At 67.6% G+C, this 19,514-nt stretch carries 15 protein-coding genes; 8 read left to right on the top strand and 7 right to left on the bottom strand.

Annotated elements, in window-relative coordinates; genetic code table 11:
- Positions 1–69 precede the first annotated feature (69 nt).
- Entirely contained in the window at positions 70–3,474 is a 3,405-nt protein-coding gene (mfd, locus tag WAS25_RS04225; protein WP_422310259.1) for a transcription-repair coupling factor, read from the top strand.
- A 45-nt stretch (positions 3,475–3,519) separates the two neighbouring features.
- Here mfd and WAS25_RS04230 read toward each other — a convergent pair whose 3' ends face one another.
- Positions 3,520–4,815 carry a tetratricopeptide repeat protein gene (locus WAS25_RS04230; RefSeq protein ID WP_422310260.1) on the bottom strand — a complete coding sequence of 432 codons (1,296 nt, stop codon included), beginning with the start codon at positions 4,813–4,815 and terminating at the stop codon, positions 3,520–3,522.
- A 135-nt stretch (positions 4,816–4,950) separates the two neighbouring features.
- Here WAS25_RS04230 and WAS25_RS04235 point away from each other — a divergent pair, with 135 nt between their 5' ends.
- Complete coding sequence (locus WAS25_RS04235) at positions 4,951–6,426, top strand: hypothetical protein (protein WP_422310261.1); 1,476 nt, start codon at positions 4,951–4,953, stop codon at positions 6,424–6,426.
- Between the two features lie 88 nt (positions 6,427–6,514).
- Entirely contained in the window at positions 6,515–7,924 is a 1,410-nt protein-coding gene (locus WAS25_RS04240; RefSeq protein ID WP_422310262.1) for a hypothetical protein, read from the top strand.
- Between the two features lie 7 nt (positions 7,925–7,931).
- Here WAS25_RS04240 and WAS25_RS04245 read toward each other — a convergent pair whose 3' ends face one another.
- Together WAS25_RS04245 and WAS25_RS04250 are read right to left on the bottom strand one after the other, a co-directional pair.
- Positions 7,932–8,390 carry an acyl-CoA thioesterase gene (locus WAS25_RS04245; protein WP_422310263.1) on the bottom strand — a complete coding sequence of 153 codons (459 nt, stop codon included), beginning with the start codon at positions 8,388–8,390 and terminating at the stop codon, positions 7,932–7,934.
- A 2-nt stretch (positions 8,391–8,392) separates the two neighbouring features.
- Positions 8,393–9,841, bottom strand: coding sequence for an HAD-IG family 5'-nucleotidase (locus tag WAS25_RS04250; RefSeq protein ID WP_422310264.1), 1,449 nt, complete (start codon positions 9,839–9,841; stop codon positions 8,393–8,395).
- A 91-nt stretch (positions 9,842–9,932) separates the two neighbouring features.
- Here WAS25_RS04250 and WAS25_RS04255 point away from each other — a divergent pair, with 91 nt between their 5' ends.
- A complete protein-coding gene (locus WAS25_RS04255; protein WP_422310265.1) occupies positions 9,933–12,011 on the top strand; it encodes a prolyl oligopeptidase family serine peptidase in 2,079 nt (692 codons plus the stop codon).
- Between the two features lie 71 nt (positions 12,012–12,082).
- Positions 12,083–12,721, top strand: coding sequence for a PAS domain-containing protein (locus WAS25_RS04260; RefSeq protein ID WP_422310266.1), 639 nt, complete (start codon positions 12,083–12,085; stop codon positions 12,719–12,721).
- A 20-nt stretch (positions 12,722–12,741) separates the two neighbouring features.
- On the opposite strand, the gene WAS25_RS04265 is transcribed toward WAS25_RS04260, so the two are convergent.
- Together WAS25_RS04265 and WAS25_RS04270 are read right to left on the bottom strand one after the other, a co-directional pair.
- On the bottom strand, positions 12,742–12,879 hold the full coding sequence (locus WAS25_RS04265; RefSeq protein ID WP_422310267.1) for a hypothetical protein: 138 nt from the start codon (positions 12,877–12,879) through the stop codon (positions 12,742–12,744).
- 133 nt (positions 12,880–13,012) lie between these two features.
- Entirely contained in the window at positions 13,013–14,209 is a 1,197-nt protein-coding gene (locus WAS25_RS04270) for an alpha/beta hydrolase-fold protein (RefSeq protein ID WP_422310268.1), read from the bottom strand.
- Between the two features lie 102 nt (positions 14,210–14,311).
- Between WAS25_RS04270 and WAS25_RS04275 the strand changes: the two genes are divergently transcribed.
- Entirely contained in the window at positions 14,312–16,405 is a 2,094-nt protein-coding gene (locus WAS25_RS04275) for a M3 family metallopeptidase (protein WP_422310269.1), read from the top strand.
- Positions 16,406–16,466: 61 nt separating this feature from the next.
- Entirely contained in the window at positions 16,467–17,894 is a 1,428-nt protein-coding gene (locus tag WAS25_RS04280; RefSeq protein ID WP_422310270.1) for an aminopeptidase P family protein, read from the top strand.
- 9 nt (positions 17,895–17,903) lie between these two features.
- Here the strand turns inward: WAS25_RS04280 and WAS25_RS04285 are convergent, their stop codons facing one another.
- Positions 17,904–18,437, bottom strand: coding sequence for a hypothetical protein (locus WAS25_RS04285; RefSeq protein WP_422310271.1), 534 nt, complete (start codon positions 18,435–18,437; stop codon positions 17,904–17,906).
- Entirely contained in the window at positions 18,434–19,021 is a 588-nt protein-coding gene (locus WAS25_RS04290) for a KdsC family phosphatase (RefSeq protein WP_422310272.1), read from the bottom strand. The genes WAS25_RS04285 and WAS25_RS04290 overlap by 4 nt, the downstream gene beginning before the upstream one ends.
- A 141-nt stretch (positions 19,022–19,162) precedes the next feature.
- Here WAS25_RS04290 and WAS25_RS04295 point away from each other — a divergent pair, with 141 nt between their 5' ends.
- Positions 19,163–19,492, top strand: a complete 330-nt coding sequence (locus WAS25_RS04295) for an ArsR/SmtB family transcription factor (RefSeq protein WP_422310273.1) — start codon at positions 19,163–19,165, stop codon at positions 19,490–19,492.
- The last annotated feature ends 22 nt before the right edge of the window (positions 19,493–19,514 follow it).

Consider the following 19,514-nt stretch of genomic DNA (forward strand, 5'->3'; position numbering starts at 1 on the left):
AGCGAGGGACATGGTTCCCGACCTTTCTGACAGACACTCAGGGGTTCATCAGGCACTCTGGAAGGATCTATGAATGATACGGGTCACGAGCTGCGGGAGCTACTGAGGTCGACCGGACCCACCGGGGACCTCGGGGCCCCGGGAGCCCGGCTCCGCTGGATGTCACCGGCCGCCCTGGCCCTGGTGCTGGCGCGGTGGGTGGGTCGTGAGGGGAAGCCCCAGACCCTCTGGGTCGACGCCCCCAGCGAGGCCGAGGCCCGCACCCTGGCCCAGGATCTGCAAGCCCTCCTGCCCGGGGCGGGCGTGGCGCATTTCCCGGGCTTCGCGGCCTACGCCGGTGGCGAAAGCAGCCCGCCCGGCATGGTGCTAAGGGAACGGCTGGCCACTCTGGTGGGCTTGCTGGAGCGCCGGGTCCAGGTGCTGGTCACGGGGCCCCTCACGGCCTGCGAGAGGCTGCCCCATCCCACCTGGTTCCAGAAGCAGAAGCTGGAGCTGCGCAAGGGGGCCGAGGTGCCGCGCGAGCTGCTGCTGGAGACGCTGGTGGCCCTGGGCTACCGCCGCACGGAGCTGGCCTCGGCCCCCGGGGAATTCAGCTCCCGCGGCATGGTGGTGGACCTCTGGCCTGACCACCTGGACCAGCCCCTGCGCCTAGAGACCTTCGGCGACGAGCTGGAGCGACTGAGCCCCTTCGATCCCGACACCCAACGCCGCACGGGCGAGGCGCTGGAGACCCTGACGCTCTACCCCCGCTTTGAAGGCGACCGGGGCGACGGCGAGGCCCTGCTGGCCGCTGTAACCTCCCGCGCCAGCCTCACGCAGGAACCGGGAGATGACCTGGCCTTCCGCCGTGCGCGGCTGGCCACTCACGGCCACTTCCCGGGCGAGGAGCTGTTCCATCCCCTGCTGGCGCAGGCGAAGGGCCAGCTGGTGCACTGGGTGCCACCCTGCCTGCGGGTGCGCCTGGATCCAGCCTGGGAGGAGGCCCTGCGGGAGGCCGAGCGCGCCCGCATCGAGGAGGGCCTGGCCATGCTGCGCCGGGGCGGCGTGGTCTGCCCCGATTTCGAGGATCGCTTCCTGCCCACGGACCCCAGCCGAGCCACCTTGCTGCTCACCGAGTGGCAGAGCGAGGCCACGGTGCCCTTGGCCGCCCAGCCCGTGCGCGAGTTCCAGGGCCGCCTCTCCGACCTGGCTGACCACCTGCAGGACCTCGCCCTCACCGGGCATCGCGTGTTCCTGGCGGGCTCCACGCCGGGCATGCGGGACCGCTTCCAGGCGTTCATCAGGGAGCACGAGCTGCCCCAGGCCTACGGCACCGAAGTGGGCTGCCGCGCCATGCACCTGTCCCTGAGCGCAGGGCTCCACCTGAAAGAGCCCGGTCTGGTGATCTTCACCGAGCGCGAGGTCTTCGGGCGCAAGGCCGTCCAGGCGGCCCCGAAGAAATCCCGCAGCTCGGCCTTCCTGTCGGACCTGCGGGACCTCAAGCCCGGGGACCGCGTGGTGCACCTTGACCACGGCATCGGCGAGTTCGTGGGCTTCGCCACGCTCACCGTGGGGGGCGAGGAGCAGGAGGTGCTGCAGCTGCGCTACGCCGATGGCGGCCAGCTCAACGTGAGCCTCGAGCGGGCCGACCTCATGCAGCGCTACACCGGCGCCGAGGGCCACCTGCCGCCCCTGGACAAGCTGGGCGGAGCTTCCTGGGCCAAGGTCAAGCGCCGGGCCAAGAAGGCCATCCGCGACATGGCGGACGAGCTGCTAAAGCTCTACGCCCAGCGCAAGCTGGAGAAGGGCCACGCCTATCCGCCGGACGGGCCGGACATGGCGGCCTTCGACACGAGCTTCCCCTTCACCCTGACGCCGGACCAGGTCGAGGCCATCGAGGCGGTGAAGGCTGACCTGGAGTCGCCGCGTCCCATGGACCGGCTGCTGGTGGGCGACGTGGGCTTCGGCAAGACGGAAGTGGCCATGCGCGCCGCCGCCAAGGTGGCCCTGGAAGGCAAGCAGGTGGCCGTGCTGTGTCCAACCACCGTGCTCTGCTTCCAGCACTTCCGCACCTTCAAGGAGCGCTTTGCGGGATTCCCCATCCGCATCGAGATGCTGAACCGCTTCGTGGACCCCGCCGACCAGAAGCGCATCCTGCAGGAGCTGGGCGACGGCAAGATCGAGATCGTCATCGGCACCCACCAGATGCTGGGCGCCAAGGTGAAGTTCGCGGACCTGGGCCTGGTGGTCATCGACGAGGAGCAGCGCTTCGGCGTGGGCCACAAGGAGAAGCTGAAGAAGCTGCGCCTCAACGTGGACCAGCTGGCGCTCAGTGCCACGCCCATCCCCCGCACCCTGCACATGAGCCTCACGGGCCTGCGGGAGATCAGCCTCATCGAGACGCCGCCCAAGGATCGTCTCGCCATCGAGACCGTGGTGGCCCCCTGGAGCGACGAGCTGGTGCAGACCGCCATCCAGTTCGAGCTGCGGCGCGGCGGGCAGGTGTACCTGGTGCACAACCGCGTGGAGTCCATCGTCAGCATCGCCGCGCGGGTGCGCGAGCTGGTGCCCGATGCGCGCGTGGGCGTGGGCCACGGCCAGCTCACGGACGAAGGGCTAGAGCGGGTGATGCTCGGCTTCATGGAGGGCCGCATCGATGTGCTGGTGGCCACCACCATCGTGGAGAACGGCCTGGATGTGCCTAACGCCAACACCCTCATCGTCCACCGCGCCGATGCCTTCGGCCTCAGCCAGCTCTACCAGCTGCGGGGCCGCGTGGGCCGCAGCGACGTGCCCGCCTACGCCTACCTGATGATCCCGCCCAAGCACGAGATCAGTGACGAGGCACGCAAGCGACTGCAGGCCCTGGAGGACTTCTCCGAGCTGGGCTCGGGCTTCCGGGTGGCGGCCATGGATCTCGAGCTGCGCGGCGCGGGCAACCTGCTGGGGGGTGAGCAGTCTGGCCACATTCACGACATCGGCTTCGAGCTCTACGTGAAGCTGCTGGAGGAGACGCTCTCGGAGCTGCAGGGCCAGCCCAGCGGCACCTTCGAGGTGAAGCTGGACAACCTGGCCCCCGGCGCCCAGCTGGGCCGCCGCTGGATCGACCAGGCCAGCGAGCGCCTGGTGGCCTACAAGCGCATCTCGCGGCTGCGCGAAGAGAAGGACCTGGAGCTCTACCGCTTGGATCTGGAGGATCGCTTCGGTCGCATCGCCGACGATGACCCGGACACGCTGCGCTTCTTCGAGCTGCTCAAGGTCAAGCTGCGGGCCCAGGTATTGGCCGTCTCTGAAGTAGCCATCGACAAGGGCCAACTCAAGTTCCGCCTCAGCCCCCAGACGCCCCTGGACCCGGCGAAGCTCATGGCCTGGGTGGGCCGCACCAAGGGCGCCAGCCTCAGCCCCGATGGTGCCGTGCGCCTGCCCCTGCAAGGCACCGCCGACGGCCCCATCCTGCAGGCCCAGCGGGTGCTGGTGGAGTGGGCTGGGCTGTAGGAGCCAGACCAGGAGCCGGACCCGGACCCTGGTCTCACCTTCTGGCTACTTCTTGGCGGTCGCCTCGATCTTCCGTGCGGATCCAAACGCCGCAAGGCAGGGATCCACGACCTCGGGTGCCTTGGAATTCGTCAGCACGGTCCCCACACACTGGAGCTTCTGCGCATCGAAGATCACTGTGAGCAAGTGGCGGTATTCGCCCTTGGCAGGCTCCTTGTCCACGGACTTCTTGTCTGTTGAGAGGAGCCACCAGCCCTGGACGGTCGTGGACGCCAGCGGCTGGGGCTTGAGATCGGTCTCCGCGGAGCTTTCCTTGAGGCGCTTCGCGGCCTGTTCGGCACTGGACCACACGCCCAAGGGGTTGCCGATGCCCTTGATGGGATAGAGAAAGGCCTTGAACCCCGCCAGTCCCACCACGCCGTAGCGCACGGCGAATAGGTGGTCCGGCCGCGCCCGGTCGAAGGACTCGGTCCAGCTCTCGGGCAGCGAGAGGGCGAGGACCGCCCCTTCGGGGAGGGTGTAGCGGTGTTCCACCTGGGCGGGGAGGAGGAGGCGGCTGGCATCCTCGGCGGGCAGGGTGCGCAGCGGCTCAGGGATGAGCTGCCAGGCCTGGCCGGGCTCCGCCGGGGGCCGGATGGACTCACCCGCCTTCACCTTTGCCTTAAGTTGCCCAGCATAGTCTGCCCGCTGCACATCCTTCTGCGCCTCGGCGAGGGTGCGCCCCTGGTCGAGGGCAGCAGTCACTTCCTTGGGATCGCCGCCCGTGCAGGCCAGAGCCTGACCCAGGTCGATCCAGGCCAACGAATTCCCGGGGTCCAGCCGGGTGGCCCGTCGGCAGTGATCGACCACGCCGGCGGATTCGCCTGCCACCATCTTGCGGAAGGCCAGGTTGAGCCAGGCTTTGGCCACAAATGGGACATCCTTATTCAGGGCCTCCACCTTTTCCAGGCAGCCCTCCGCGGCCGTCCACTCCCGGGCCTCGATGAACGTGTTGGCCTGGGCGGTCCAGAGGGGGGCGGTCTTGCTCCCGGCCAGCTGGATCGCGCGCCAACCGGCCCGGGCGGCAGCAGGCAGCCGCCGTAGGTTCCGCAGGCAGATGGCGTATTCGTTCCAGATCTCGCCCCGGGAGGGCGCCAGGCTCAGGGCCTTCTCGTAGAGAGGGAGGGCGTCCGCGTAGGCCTTCTTCTGCATTTCGGTGTAGGCGGCTTCCTGGGCCTTCAGGGCTTCAGGACTCGGGGCCTCGGGTTTCTTCTTCTGGGTGGTCTTGGCTGGCTTGGTTCCGGCGCAGAGGGGTGCGCTGAGGCTCAGCAGGACCAGCAGGGAAGGGACCAGGGGGTTCATGGGGGCTCCGGCGGGGGGGGCAGAAGGGTGTAAAAAGGCGCGGGGTCGCAGGGGTCCTCCAGCATCCCAGAGCCCGGGGGCAGGGGCAAGGTGGTGGGGATTCAGCTTGTTCGGGGTTGCCACCGAAAGGCTGGCATGGCCCAGGAACGGAGCACCAGCTTCTGGAGCGGCCACCGTCCGACGATGGTGGCCGCCGGATGTTTCCTGGCTGCGGCGGTGCTGGGTCTGGCGACTGCACAACATGGCGGCATCAAGGATTTCGAGCCTCTGGGTTTCTCCACGGCCAGCCGCGCGCTGAATGCCCTCATGACGGTCACCATGACCTGCATCGCCCTGATCCTGCCACTCACGGCCAACCTTTACACGCCACGCCTGGTGAAGCTCTATGTGACGCATCCCCTCATCGTGGGCGGACTCTCTCTGTTGGTCGCCGGAAACCTGCTGCTGATGTCCCTGCACTTCTTCCCTCCAGGACACCCCTATCTGCCGGTGGCCGTCTGGGGCCTCTCCCTGATCTACCTGGTGGCCCTGGCAGGCATCCTGCCTTATCTCTTCGGGATCAGCCGCTTCATCCGGCCCAGCTACTTCATGCCCATGCTCACCCGGAAGGGTCTGCGCAGCCTCCAGGAGCTGTCCCGGGGCCGCCGTCTCGAAGCTAACAAGGACGAGCTCTTCGAGACCATCGACGTGGTGACCAATGTGGCGCTCACGGGCATGACCCGTGGCGACCGGCAGCTGGTGATGCTGGCCCTGCAGAGCCTGCACGCACTGCTGACGGGCATCATCCAGTGCGGTGGGGCGGAGTTGTCCGCGTGGCGGGGCTCGCGGCCCTGGTTCGTACCGGGCCTGGCCAAGGAGGGCCAGGAGTTCCTCACCCGTGAGCGGGTCTGGCCCGAAGCCTATGTCCTGGCGCAGACCCTGAAGGTCGCGGAGGTGGCGACCCGTCGGCAGCACGAGCTGCTCTCGGAACTGGCCGCCCAGCTGGTGGACACGGCCCGATTGGCCTCGGCCATCGGGGCCGAGCCCGTCATCGAGCTGCACGTCATGACCTTCAACACCCTGCTGCGTGAGGCCCTGGAGGAGAAGGACCTGCGGCGCTTCCAGAACCTCTCCTACCACTACCGCCTGCTCATCGAGGCCTTCCACGCCAGCCCGGATCGGATGCACGAGGCCACCCGCCACCTCCTGCACTACGCCCGCCTCGCCGTGCGGCAGGGCCTCACCTTCGCCTTCGAGACCGTGGTCTACGACTTGGGTGAGCTGGTGCTCAGCCTGGGCCTACGGGATGAGGCTGCGGCCGTGGAGTTGATCCAGGCCTGGGCGGGGCCGGTCTGGCAGGAGGCCATCGCCCCGGACAGCCCCATGAAGAAGGTGGGGTGGCGCACCATCCTGCGCACCCACTGGGAAGCCAGGTCCCGGGGGCTGAAGGAGGTGGCCGAGGCCATCTTCTGGCGCTTCCTGGCGGACGAGGCCATCCACCGGGAGCAGCTGGAGCTGCTGCTGGAGGAGAACCGCGAGCTGCACTATGAATTCAACGACCGGCTCATGCGGTTCGCCCACCTGTCGCCCGCGGCCTGGGAGGAAGCCCAGGCGTTCCTGGAGCAGTGGTAGCCGTTCGCCGGTGGGAGCCCTCCATTCGCCGATCCCCCTGAATGGGGACCTTCCGGAGGACTAGCTTGGAGTCAGTCCTGGAGTCCCCATGCTGTCCTTCCTGTTCTCTGAAGCCGCCGTCCTGGTCCGGGTGGTGCAGGCCGTGGCCTTGTTCGTGCTGATGACCACCTTTGCCCCGGCCGCGCTGCACGGCGCTGAGTCCCGCCCTGAGCCCCGCATCCTGGCCCTGCACGGGCTGGAGGCCGCCGAGGTGCGCTCCCAGGGCTTCACGCTGCCCCGGCCCATGAAGATCCACGTCTACGCCAAGGGCGCGGGGCTGCGCTTTCCCACCCGCATCGCCCGGGAGCACCCCTTCTTCGCCCATGCCTGGATCCTGAATGCCGTCACCCGGGAAGTGGTGTGGCAGATGGATGGCCCGAACACCAAGCGGAACTGGGAGTACCGGGTCGCCGACCAGTACCTGGACCTGCCGGCCGGCAGCTACGAGGCCTATTTCAGCAACCACGGCTTCGGCCAGGGCCTCCTCTTCGCCCAGTGGTTCCGCAACATCGACCGCCGCTCCCTGGCGGCCCAGGAGGACCGCCACCACCGCTTCCTGCAGGCCATTGGGGCCGATGACGCCAGCCTGGTCCGCCACTGGCGGGAGCAGGTGGGGAACTACGGCATGGAGATCTACCTGCCCGCGGGCGATCCCAAGGAGGTGAACCTCTTCGAGGCGCCCCTGCGCTGGCGGAACATCGTGGTGTCCCTGGCCGCCACCTCCGATGACGGCCACTGGACCCAGACCTTCCGCCTGGCCCGGCCTGTGAGCCTGCACGTCTATGCACAGGGCGAGGGCAGCGGGCGGCTGATGATCGACTACGGCTGGATCACCGATGCCCGCACCCGCACCCGCGTCTGGGAGATGAGCATGGACAAGTCCAAGTTCGCCGGGGGCGCCCACAAGAATCGGCGCCAAGTGGAGACCATCCAGCTGCCCGCCGGCGACTACGAGGCCACTTTCATCACCGATGATTCCCACTCGCCCGTGGACTGGAATGCCGCGCCCCCGGCGGACCCCGGCACCTATGGCCTGACGCTGGCCCTCCCCGCGGACAAGGATCTCGCTGCCTTCTCCGTCACCAAACCCCTGGCCTGGACCGTGCTGGCTGAGGCCGTGCGGGTGGGCAACGACCAGGACCGGTCCGTCTCCTTCAGCCTGGCTTCGGCCCAGTCCGTGCGCGTCTACGCCATCGGCGAAGGCAGCGGGGACGAGATGGCGGACTTTGCCTGGATCGAGGATGGCGTAGGCAAGCGGGTGTGGGTCATGGATCGTGGCCGTACCCAGCACGCTGGCGGGGCGAGCAAGAACCGGGTGAGCGACGAGATCGTCAGCCTGCCGAGGGGCGCCTACACCCTGCGCTACCGGACCGACGACAGCCATGCCTACGGTCGCTGGAACAGCCCCTCGCCCTGGGACCAGGAGCACTACGGAGTCACGGTCTACGCGGCGAAGTGAATGGAGTTCAGATCTCGCCCGTCCGCAGGGCCCGCAGCGCCTCCTGCTCACCGGTCACCACCTCGAAGGCCTCGCGGAAGGCCTCCGGGATGATCCGGGGCCTGCCGGCTTCAGTATCGATGAACACCCAGAGGGTCTTGGCGCGAGCCAGCACCTTGCGGTCCCGCTCCCGCCAGAACAGGTAGTGGCGCGGGGACTCCTGGTCCTCGAAGCCGCCGATCCAGGTGAGCAACTTGAGCGACTCGCCTTCGAAGGCCGGCCGCAGGTAGTCGATGGTGTGGGAACGGATCACCCAGGTGGTCCGGGTTTCCTGGTAGCGGTCCAGCGTCCAGCCGCAGGCGTCCGAGTGGGCCGTAGCCACCGCCTGCATCCAGCGCAGGTACTCCAGGTTGTTGACGTGGCCGTTCGCATCGATGGCGGCTGCGGGGACGGTGAAGGCCTGGGCGAAGAGGCCGCGGGGGCCCATGGTCAAGCCCCCGTCGCCGGGCCCACGGGATCGTGGGGCAGGCTGCCCCGGGGCGAGCGGAAGTAGGCGTAGGGTGTGGCGAGGAGGAAGTTCGAGACGCGGCTGGTGTAGATGTCGGCGTAGCGCTCGATCTGGCGGGTGAGGTGGCTCTTGTCGTTGCCGGCGCGGGTGAGCAAGCCCCAGCGGGCATTGGTCAGCCCGCCGCCGGTCTGGGCCAGGGGGCCGATCTCGGCATCGAGGGCCAGCAGGTGGCCACGGAGATCGTGGACCCGAGCTTCCGCGCTGGCCGCATCGCCCTGGATGGCGGGGCCATAGCCCGCATGCAGGCGCTGCAGGGCCAGGCGGGCCTGGGAGAGCCTGGCCTCCAGCGTTTCCTTCTCCTGCATCAGGGCCATGAGGCGCAGCTCGATGGGGCGGTAGCCCTCCAGCGCGGCCACCTCGGCTTCCAGCTCCCGCAGCACCAGGGCCGTGCGCCAGCTGAGCGTGCGCTTGCTCACGTGGACGTCGCCGAACATGTGGTCACCCACGTAGAGGAGCTCGTCCCCGGCGATGCCCAGGTCCCGCTCCACCTGCGGCGCCGAGCCGCCCAGGTAGATGCCGCCGGGCTTCAGGGGACCCACCAGGGGCCGCAGCAGTCCGGTCTCGTCGACCACCTCGAAGAAGGGACCCTGCTCCACGAAGAAGGCCGGCTTACGGGCGGCGACGATGACCACGTCGAAGAGCTGCCGCCATGTCATGCCCTCCGGTAGGTGGCGATCGTAGGCGTGGCTCATCATCTTCGTGGTGAAGCTCCACTCGGAGTTGGTGATGAGCAGCAGCTTCTTGCCGGCGGCCTTCTGGTCCAGCAGGGCCATGGCCGCCTCGGGATCCTGCACCACGTAGCGCTCCGGGGCCGCGGCGATCTCGGCCTTCAGGTGGCCCTCCATGTGCTGGGCATCCACGCCGGAGCGCACGTGGCGGTAGAGGCTGGCGTACTCGAAGGACCGGGGCAGGGCGCCCCGGTCCAGCAGGTCCACGGCCTGGGCGTAGAGGCAGCCCTCGGACAGCGAGAAGAGGGTGTTGAGGAAGACCCAGCGGGACTCGGAGAGGTCGACCAGGGTCTGGGCATAGGCGTCCCGCTGTTCGCCGAACTCCAGCATGCGGGTGCCGTGCATGGCCCGCTTCACGAAGCCGAAGCGGTTCGCCTTCACAAGATTGCCCAGCTCCGTATCGATCACGAGGCCCCGGGTCACCATGGAGCCGTCGAACTCGAGACCCTCCATGGGCCAGCCCTCGGCGGCCAGCCGGGCCCGGGCCTGGGCGTAGACCATGCGCTCGAAGGCCTCCACCCGGTAGTCCACCAGGGTGTAGTCCATGTCGTAGCCGATGGCCCGCACGGAGCGCAGGTTGAGCGTCCGGTTGCAGAAGATCCCGCGGCCGGGGGCGGTGACGGGAAGGGCGGGGTTCGGCATGGCCCAGGATAGCAAGGCGAGGTCCCCGGCCTGGGAGTGGTGGCCTGTCGGCTCTCCATGCGAAGCTGATACCTCGCATTCGGAGGCTTCTGTGTCCCTGCTGCATCGATTCTTGGTTCCCGCCCTCGTCATCTCCCTGCCGGTCGCCGCAGCGGAGAAGCGGGCCTTCCACATCGAGGATCTCTACCGGCTGAAGGGTGTGCAGCACCTGGCCCTGAGCCCGGATGGCTCGAAGCTGGCCTTCGAGGTGTCCAGCCAGGATCTGAAGGCGTCCACGCGGAACACCCAGCTCTGGCTGCTGGACGTGGCCTCGGGGCAGGTGAAGCAGATCACCTTCTCCGGCAAATCGGACACGGCGCCCCAGTGGTCGAAGGATGGGAAGACCCTCACCTTCCTGTCGAGCCGCAGCGGGGGCAGCCAGCTCTGGGCCCTGGATGCCAGCGGCGGGGAGGCCCGCAAGGTGACCTCCTTCGAGGCAGGTGTGGGCGCGCCGAAGCTGATGCCCGGCGGGGACAAGGTGGTGTTCGAGGCCACCGTGTTCCCCGAGGCCCTGACGGACGGCGCCCGGCACAAGGAGCTCAGCGACAAGCTGGAGAGCGGCCCGGTGCAGGCCCACCTGGCCGACGAGCTGCTCTACCGGCACTGGACCGGCTGGCGCGACTTCCAGTACAGCCACCTGTTCACGGCCACCTTCGAGGGCAAGGTGGAGGCGCTTACCGGAGGCAAGCAGGACTATCCGGGCTTCTGGCAGAGCTGGGACCTGAGTCCCGACGGCAGGGAGGTCTGCGTCACCACGAACACCGACGCGGTCCAGGCCCGCAGCACGAACCAGGACCTCTTCCTCGTCTCCCTGGAGGGCGACCGCACCCCCCGGCGCATCACCGGCGACAACCCGGCCGCGGACCAGGACCCCAAGTACTCGCCGGATGGCCGCTTCATCGCCTACAAGTTCCAGACCAAGCCGGGCCACGAGTCCGACCGCTTCCGCCTGGCCATCTACGACCGGCAGGCGAAGAACCGCAAAGTGCTGACGGAAGGCATCGACAACTGGGTGGACGCCTTCCAGTGGTCGGCGGACGGCAAGGCCCTCTGGTTCACCGTGCAGGAGAAGGGCCGCTGGCCGCTCCATCGCGTCGAGGTTGCCACCGGGAAGATCAGCCGCATGCTGGAGGGCCAGAGCATCAAGGAATTCGTGGTTAGCCCCGACCAGAAGAACGTCCTGCTCACCAAGACCCGGGTGGGTGAACCGGTGGAAGTGTGGCGATACACCTTCGATACGAAGGAACTGAAGCGGCTAACTGCCTTCAACCAGGCCGTGGCTGACGAAGTGGACCTCCGTCCCGCCGAGGAACAGTGGGTGAAGGGCGCCGACGGCAAGGACATCCATGTCTTCCTGGTGAAGCCCCACGGCTTCGACCCCGCGAAGAAGTACCCGCTCATCCTCAATGTGCACGGCGGTCCGCAGATGATGTGGTCCGACACCCTGCGCGGCGACTGGCAGGTCTACCCCGGCGCGGGCTACATCGTGGCCTTCCCCAATCCCCACGGCTCCACGGGCTACGGCCAGGCCTTTACGGATGCCATCAGCGGCGACTGGGACGGCAAGGTGATGTCCGACATCGAGAAGGTGACGGACCACCTGGCGGCGCTGCCCTATGTGGACAAGGACCGCATGGGCGCCATGGGCTGGAGCTGGGGCGGCTACGCCATGATGTGGCTGGAAGGGCACACCACCCGCTTCAAGGCCCTGGCCGCCATGATGGGCGTTTATGACCTGCGCTCCATGCACGGTGCCACCGAGGAACTGTGGTTCCCTGAGCACGACCTCACGGGCACTCCCTGGGAGAAGTCAGCAGCCTACGACCGCATGAATCCGAGCACCCATGTGCAGGCCTTCAAGACACCGTGCCTCGTCATCACCGGCGAGCGCGACTACCGCGTGCCCTACACCCAGAGCCTGCAGTTCTTCACCGGCCTGCAGGAGATGGGCGTTCCGAGCCGGCTGATTGTCTTCAAGAACGACGGCCACTGGCCCGACAACCTGAAGTCCATGCCCGTGTACTACAACGCCCACATCGAGTGGTTCCAGAAGTACCTGGGCGGCGGCGCTGCCCCCTGGAAGACCGAGGACCTGGTGCGGAACCTGGCCTTCGACAAGGACCGGAAGTAACTCCCCGCCTCAGGCTGGCCGATCCAACGGAGACGGACATGATCGTGTAGGGCAGACCGTCGGGGGCCGCCATGCTGGACATCGACAAGACAGATCCGAGCCCGGGAGATCCCTCCTCCTGGCCGGACCGCGTCGAGGTGATGCAGACGGTGCTGGATGCCTCCACCGACCCGATCTTCAACATCCTCGAGGATGGCACCTACCGTTATGTGAATGCCGCCTTCTCCGGACCCTTCGGCAAGACGCCAGAGGAGGTCATCGGTCGGCGGATCTGGGATCTCTTCGAACCCGCGGAGGCCGAGAAGCGCATGAGGGTGGTCCACCGGGCTTTCGCCACCCGCGAGACCATCGTCTTCGAGGTGCGGGTTCCCACCTCGACGGGAGACCGCCACTACATCACGTCCGTCAGGCCCATTCCCGGTCCGGACGGCACCATCGGCTCGGTGGTCTGCATCTCGAAGGAGATCACGGACCGCAAGCTGATTGAGCTGGAGCGCGAGCGGCTCATCGCTGAACTCCAGGAGGCGCTGGCCAGGGTCCGCACCCTCTCCGGCTTGCTGCCCATCTGCGCGCACTGCAGCAAGATCCGGGATGACCGTGGGCACTGGACCCGCGTGGAGTCCTACGTCAGCGCGCACAGCCAAGCCAAGTTCAGCCATGGCATCTGCCCCGACTGCCTGCGGAGGGAGTACCCGGAGGTTGGTCGCTAGCGGCCAGCTTCTGCCGGCCCCTATTTCTTCTTTTTGGCCGGTGACAGCGGGGAGGGCTTCGCGACTTCGGCCAGGGCGCCGCTAAGGCCCCCGCCCTTGTGGGTGGCGCCGTGGATCACGGCCGGCTTGGCCTTCTTGGGTTTCTTGTCGTTGGACATGTGCCCTCTGTGAGCGGGTCCCCGGTTCTTTGGGATTCGGACCCTGGCTCAGCATGGACCCATTGCCTGTGACGGCCGATTTTATTCGTCGATCAGTTTGAATGCCTGCCGATTCCTCGGCGGGCCCGGCGGCTCAGGGCGCAGGTTGGAACAGCCACTGGAGCGCCGCCGGGAACCGCGCGGCCCAGGCGCTTTCCGTGTGCCGCGCCCCCGGGGCCACCACCACGCGCAGGAGCTCCGGGCCAAGGCCTAGCCCTCGCAGCGCCGCGGCGACATCCTGCGTGTCCTGCACCGCCTGGCGGCTGTCGGCAGGGGCTCCGGCTTCCCGGTCGCCAATGTCGAGGTAGAGGCGCAGGGCGGGATCCGGCTTCGCAACCGCAGCCTCCTTCAGCATCTGTCGCCCACCCACCCAGAAGGAACTGGAGAAGCAGGCGGCCTTGCCAAAGACGCCGGGATGACGCAGTACCGCGTGGAGGGAAATGAGCCCGCCCAGGGAGCTGCCAGCCAGGGCGGTGTGGGCGGCCTCGGGCTTCGTGCGGAAGGTGCGGTCCACCCAGGGCTTCAGGGTCTTCACGAGGAAGTCCGCGTAGGCATCGCCCTTCGCGGTGGGAATGCGCTCGTCGCGGAAGGGGGAGTACTCGGCCAGCCGCTCCTTCCCGCCGTGGTCGATGCCCACGACGATCATGGGCTGCAGCGCTCGGCTGGCGCTCAGCTTCGCCAGCGTCTCGTCCACCTCCCACTCACCGGCGAAAGAAGTGGCTGCGTCGAACAGGTTCTGGGCGTCGTGCATGTAGAGCACGGGATAGCGTCGGCCGGAGGTCTCGTAGCCAGGTGGCAGGAGGATGCGCAGGGTGCGGGTCGTGCCCAGCTGCGGCATGGCGAAGCCCTCGACCAGCCGAAGGTCGCCGCTCACCGTGGGGGCGACCTTCGGCGCGAGGACCTGGTCCCGCCAGCGCTCCACCTGCACCCGCACGGCCATGATCTGGCCTACCTCCACGGCGCGGTTGGGAAGCTCCTCGCCCTTGGCATCCTTCTCCACGGTCTCCCAACTGCCCCGGGTGATCTTGAACTGCAGGCTGTAGCCGACCTCAAGGGAGAAATGACCAGCCCAGCTGCCGTCGGGCTGCCGCCGGAGCTTCCACTGGGGATCGCCGGGATTCCAGCCATTCATGTTGCCAGCCACATGCAGGCTGGCGTCCGCCGGCGTGGTGGCCGGCACGGTGACCTGGAAGCTCACGGCCACCTGCGGCGCCAGTTGTGCCTGCGCACCGGGAGCCAGGGGCAGCAGACACAGCAGGAGGATGATCCGGCGCGGAAGGATGGGGAACATGCAGGCTCCTGACGGGCGAGGAAGGAGTGTCCCATGGGGGTGGGCGTCTGGCCTCCCTCGTAAGATGATGCTACGGTATGGAATGCCTTTCCCGGAGTCTTCATGCGCACCGTTTCTGTCTTGGCCGCCCTCATGACGCTGCCCGCCCTGGCCGCGGACCCGGCCCCCGCCACCAATCCCTTCTTCGCGGAATGGAAGACCCCCTTTGGAGTCCCGCCCTTTGCGGAGATCCAGGAAGCGCACTACCTGCCCGCCTTCCGCGAAGGCATTGCCCGGCACAAGGCGGAGGTGACGGCCATCGCCGAGGCCCAGGCGGTCCCGACCTTCGAGAACACCATCCTGGCGCTGGAGCTCGCGGGCCAGTTCACGGACCGGGTGGGCTCGGTGTTCTTCAACCTCACCGGCGCCGAGACGAACCCGAAGCTCCAGGCGGTGAACCGCGAGGTGATGCCCCTGATGTCGGCCCACCGGGACGACGTGCAGCTGAACCCGAAGCTCTTCCAGCGCGTGAAGGCGGTGTGGGACGCGCGGGCCACGCTGAAGCTCGCGCCGGATCAGGCCCGGCTGCTGGAGCGCACCTACAAGGGCTTCGTCCGGGCCGGGGCGGCCCTGACGCCCGACCAGCAGGTCCGGATGCGTGCCATCAACACCGAGCAGTCGAAGCTGGGCGTGGACTTCAACGATCGCCTGCTCAAGGCCACCAAGGGCTTCCAGCTCGTGGTCGAGAATCCCGCGGACCTGGCGGGCCTGCCCGAGGGCACCCGCGCCGCCGCGGCGGCCGCGGCCAAAAAGGCCGGGCATGAAGGCAAGTGGCTGTTCACGCTGGATGGCCCCAGCATCTGGCCCTTCCTGGAATATGCCAAGAACCGCGACTTGAGGAAGCGCCTCCTCACCGGTTATCTGGAGCGCTGCAACCAGGGTGGCGACACCGACACCAACGCCATCGTGGCCAAGGTGGGGGCGCTGCGGGCGGAAAAGGCCCAGCTGCTGGGCTACCGGACCTGGGCCGACTACGTGCTCGAAGAGAACATGGCGAAGGATCCCAAGGGCGTCTACGGGCTGCTGGATCAGATCTGGAAGCCCGCGCTGGAGGTCGCCAAGAAGGAGCGCGCGGAGCTGCAGGCCATGATGGCCAAGGACCTGCCGGGGCAGAAGCTGGAGTCCTGGGACTGGCGCTACTACGCCGAGAAGGTGAAGCAGGCCAAGTACGGTTTCGATGAGGAGTCGGTGAAGCCCTACTTCGCCATCGATGCCGTGCGTCAGGGTGCCTTCACGCTGGCGGGCAGGCTCTACGGCATCACCTTCACCGAGGTGAAGGGGCTGCCCACCTACCAGAAGGACGTGCGCTGCTTCGAGGTGAAGGAGCAGGACGGCCGCCACCTGGGCCTGATCTACGTGGACTACCACCCGCGGCCCGGCAAGCGCGGCGGGGCCTGGATGAGCAACTACCGCTCGGCCTGGGTGAAGGACGGGCAGCAGGTGGATCCCGTCGTGGTGAACGTCTGCAACTTCACGGCCCCCGCCGGGGATCGGCCCGCCCTGCTGACCTCCGACGAGGTGCAGACGCTCTTCCACGAGTTCGGCCACGGGCTGCACGGCCTCTTCTACAAGGGCCGCTATCGGGGGACGGCCGGCACGCCGCGGGACTTCGTGGAGCTGCCCAGCCAGGTCATGGAGAACTGGTCCATGGAACCCGAGATGCTGAAGCTCTACGCGAAGCACTACCAGACCGGCGAGGCGATCCCCGATGCGCTGGTGGCGAAGATGAAGAAGGCCGCCACCTTCGGGCAGGGCTTTGCCACGGTGGAATACATGGCCGCTTCGCTGCTGGACATGGACTGGCACACGCTGACCAGCACCAAGCCCCAGGACACCGCCGCCTTCGAGAAGGCCTCCCTGGCCAAGTGGGGGCTCCTCGCCGAGATCCCGCCCCGCTACCGTAGCCCCTACTTCGCCCACATCATGGGCGGCTATGCGGCGGGCTACTACAGCTACATCTGGAGCGCCGTGCTGGACAGCGACGCCTTCCAGGCCTTCAAGGAGAAGGGCAACCTCTTTGATTCCGCCACCGCCACGAAGTTCCGCGCCGAGGTGCTCTCGAAGGGCGGCACCGAGGACCCCGCGCTCCTCTACCAGCGCTTCCGCGGGCGGGATCCGAAGGTGGAGCCGTTGCTCGCGAAGCGCGGTCTGAAGTAGCGATACTCCATACGCTGGCCGCAGGCGGTGTGGCAGAGTGGTTCCACCCTCGGGAGGTTCCATGTCGCGATGCCTTTCTGCCCTGCTCCTGGCGTCGGTCCTGACGGCCCAGATGCCGGTGGCGCCTCTGGCCTATCACGGCCTGAGGCTTCCCGGTGCCTTCTTCGCGGGCAACCGGGCAAAGCTCCTGGCCATGGCGCAGGCCATGGGCCCCGGAACGCTGGTCGTGGTGAAGTCCATGCCCACCCAGCCCAGCTCGGGCGACGGTGAGCGCCTCTACCGTCAGGATTCGGACTTCTACTACCTCACCGGGGTGGAGGAGGAGCACGTCGTGGCTCTGCTGGACGGGGACAAGGGCACCTACACCCTGCTGGTCCAGGCCCGGGATCCCAAGCGCGAGACCTACACGGGACAGCGGCTGGGAGTGGCCGGGGCCAAGGCCAGGGGCGCCGATGACGCAGTGGAGTTCCCTGCCGCTGAGAAGGTCCTGGGCGAGGCGCTCAAGCAGGCCAGGCGCATCCTGCTCATCAACAACTTCGACGATGACTTCCGGATGAAGGTCCTCGATGCCGCCTATCCTCGGGGGGCCGCCCGCTGGAAGAGTGGCTATGAGAAGAGCCTCGTGGACGGGCGAAGCATCCTTGCGGAGATGCGAGTCATCAAGCAGCCCTGCGAAGTGGAGATGATCCAGCGTGCGGTCGACGCGAGCATCGAAGGCCATCTGGCCGCCATGCGCGGAAGCGCGGCCTTCACCAACGAAGGCCAGGTCGCGGCGGCGCTCGAGGGCACGGTCCGGTCCCTCGGGGCGCGGTTCCTCTCGTATGAAACCATCGCCGGCGCCGGCAGCAACGGCTGCGTCCTGCACTACCCCTTCAACGATCAGCCCATCCTGCCGGGGGCGCTCATTCTCATGGATGCGAGTGGTGAGATCGGCTACTACACCTCCGACATCACCCGTACCTGGCCCGCCAAGGGCCAGTTCAGTCCCGAGCAGCGCGCGCTCTACGACCTGGTGCTCAAGGCGCAGGAGGCGGGCATCCAGGAGCTGCGGCCGGGCAACATTCACATCGCCAGCTTCATGACGGCGGCCCGCATCATCAGCGATGGACTGGTGGACCTGGGCCTCATCCAGGGCGAGAAGGCAGAGGCCTTCAAGCGCGGCGACTGGAACAAGTTCCTCCCCCACGGCGTGAGCCACTACCTGGGCATGGATGTGCACGACGCCGGGAGCTACGGCGCCCCGCACCCCTTCCATAAGCACGGCGGCAGCCGTCCCCTGGAAGCGGGCATGGTGCTCACCATGGAGCCCGGCATATACATCCCCAAGGGCATTGAGGGTGTGGAGGCAAGATGGCAGGGCATTGGCATCCGCATCGAGGACGTGATCCTGGTGACGCCGGAGGGGCCTCGCAACCTCAGTGCGCGCCTGCCCCGCAAGCCGGAGGAACTGGAACGGATCGTCCGCGACGGTGCCAGGTCCCGGCGTTAGGCGGGGTGCTCAGAACCGCCAGGTCGCGCCCAGGCTGAGTCCCGTGGCCGTGAGGTTGGCCCGGATGGGGCTCCAGAAGCCCTTTACCTCGATGCCGAGGTGGGGAGAGGCCTGGTAGCCGATGCCGCCGGCCACGCCCAGGCGGGTGGCGGAGATGACTTCGGAACTGCTCCCGGACGAACTCACGCGCCACTGCTGGCCGCCCACGCTGCCCACCAGATAGGGGCCCTGCTTGGGATCGTCGCCGGGATACCACAACGCGTCGAGCATGAGGTCGACCGAGGTGACGCTGGTCTTGGTCCCGGCCAGGCCCAGCGTGTCACCCTTGGGGATTTGCTGGGCGCCGATGCTGGGCCGGAAGACGATGCCTTCGCTGATGGGGATCTCCACGAACACCGCGAGACCCAGGCCCGTCTGGCCGTTGGTGAGGTTCCGCAGGTCGCTCATGGGCACCAGGCCATGGGCCTTGAGGCCGATGGCGGCATCCTGGGCAGCGAGGGGCAGGGCGGCGACCAGCAGGAGGGGCAGTGGGCGGAGCTTCATGGGCGGACCTCGTAGGTGGAAAGGATGGTGTTCCAGCGTCCCTGCGCTTTGAGGATGCGCTCGGCGACGAGGCGCAGCACGCCCTGCCCGCCTTCGACTGGCGTCACCCAGTGGCAGGCCGCTTGCACCTCGGCCACCGCGTCCGCAGGGCAGCAGGCCAGGCCCACGCGCCGCAGCAGGGGCAGGTCGGGCAGGTCGTCGCCCAGGTGGGCGATCTGGTCGAGGGCCAGGCCGTACTTGGCGCAGAGCTGGTCCAACACAGGCCCCTTGTCCAGGTGGCCGGCGAAGCAGTCCTCCACGCCCAGGTCCTGGGCGCGGTTCACCGTGGCATCCGAAGCCAGCCCCGAGATGAAGGCCACGGGGATGCCCGAGCGTTGCAGCCACTTGATGGCCGCACCGTCCCGCACATGGAAGGCCTTGGTGTGGCCAGGCTCCTTCCCGTAATGGAGGGCGCCGGTGGTGAGCACCCCGTCGATGTCGGTGCAGAGCAGGCGGATCTTGGTGGCGCGCAGGTCCAGGTCGTCCACGGCATCTCCCATCTGCCAGCCTAGCAAATCTGCCGCGCCGGGCATGAGCGTCGTCACGATTGAGGCTCAAATTGGCACTAGAGTGGAACCTTCCGTTGCTGAATGATCCGATGGGTATACAGTTTTCATGGAGATCGAAATCTTTTGGCCTTGACAAAGGTCAAAACTAAATGATCATAGTCGCATGGAGTTGATTCCGTGAACCACCAGCTCAGCAATCCCATGATCGACGAGGTAAGCGGCCTCTTCAGCGCCCTGGGGGATGCCTCCCGCCTGAAGATCCTGCGCTCGCTCCTGGATTCCAAGGCCCCCCTCAGCCAGGGGGCTGTCGCCGAGGCCTCCGGCCTCTCCCAGGCCAACGCCTCGAAGCACCTGGCCTGCCTGGTGCGCGTGGGTCTGGTGAGCCGCGAGCCCGAAGGCAACGCGGTATACTTCGCCCCGGTGATGCCCCTGGTGGGCGAACTCTGCGACCTGGTGTGCGGCCATGTCAGCGACCGCGCCCGGGTGACCTACAAAGCTCTGAAGTGAAAAGGGCGTGAGCCCTTTTTTT

The sequence above is a fragment of the Geothrix sp. genome (genome assembly GCF_049292215.1).
Classification (GTDB): Bacteria; Acidobacteriota; Holophagae; order Holophagales; family Holophagaceae; genus Geothrix.

Bases quoted from the DNA above. Each gene is read 5' to 3' on its own strand.
- mfd (WP_422310259.1), top strand. From the start codon at position 70: ATGAATGATACGGGTCACGAGCTGCGGGAGCTACTGAGGTCGACCGGA.
- WAS25_RS04230 (WP_422310260.1), bottom strand. From the start codon at position 4,815: ATGAACCCCCTGGTCCCTTCCCTGCTGGTCCTGCTGAGCCTCAGCGCA.
- WAS25_RS04235 (WP_422310261.1), top strand. From the start codon at position 4,951: ATGGCCCAGGAACGGAGCACCAGCTTCTGGAGCGGCCACCGTCCGACG.
- WAS25_RS04240 (WP_422310262.1), top strand. From the start codon at position 6,515: ATGCTGTCCTTCCTGTTCTCTGAAGCCGCCGTCCTGGTCCGGGTGGTG.
- WAS25_RS04245 (WP_422310263.1), bottom strand. From the start codon at position 8,390: ATGGGCCCCCGCGGCCTCTTCGCCCAGGCCTTCACCGTCCCCGCAGCC.
- WAS25_RS04250 (WP_422310264.1), bottom strand. From the start codon at position 9,841: ATGCCGAACCCCGCCCTTCCCGTCACCGCCCCCGGCCGCGGGATCTTC.
- WAS25_RS04260 (WP_422310266.1), top strand. From the start codon at position 12,083: ATGCTGGACATCGACAAGACAGATCCGAGCCCGGGAGATCCCTCCTCC.
- WAS25_RS04265 (WP_422310267.1), bottom strand. From the start codon at position 12,879: ATGTCCAACGACAAGAAACCCAAGAAGGCCAAGCCGGCCGTGATCCAC.
- WAS25_RS04270 (WP_422310268.1), bottom strand. From the start codon at position 14,209: ATGTTCCCCATCCTTCCGCGCCGGATCATCCTCCTGCTGTGTCTGCTG.
- WAS25_RS04275 (WP_422310269.1), top strand. From the start codon at position 14,312: ATGCGCACCGTTTCTGTCTTGGCCGCCCTCATGACGCTGCCCGCCCTG.
- WAS25_RS04280 (WP_422310270.1), top strand. From the start codon at position 16,467: ATGTCGCGATGCCTTTCTGCCCTGCTCCTGGCGTCGGTCCTGACGGCC.
- WAS25_RS04285 (WP_422310271.1), bottom strand. From the start codon at position 18,437: ATGAAGCTCCGCCCACTGCCCCTCCTGCTGGTCGCCGCCCTGCCCCTC.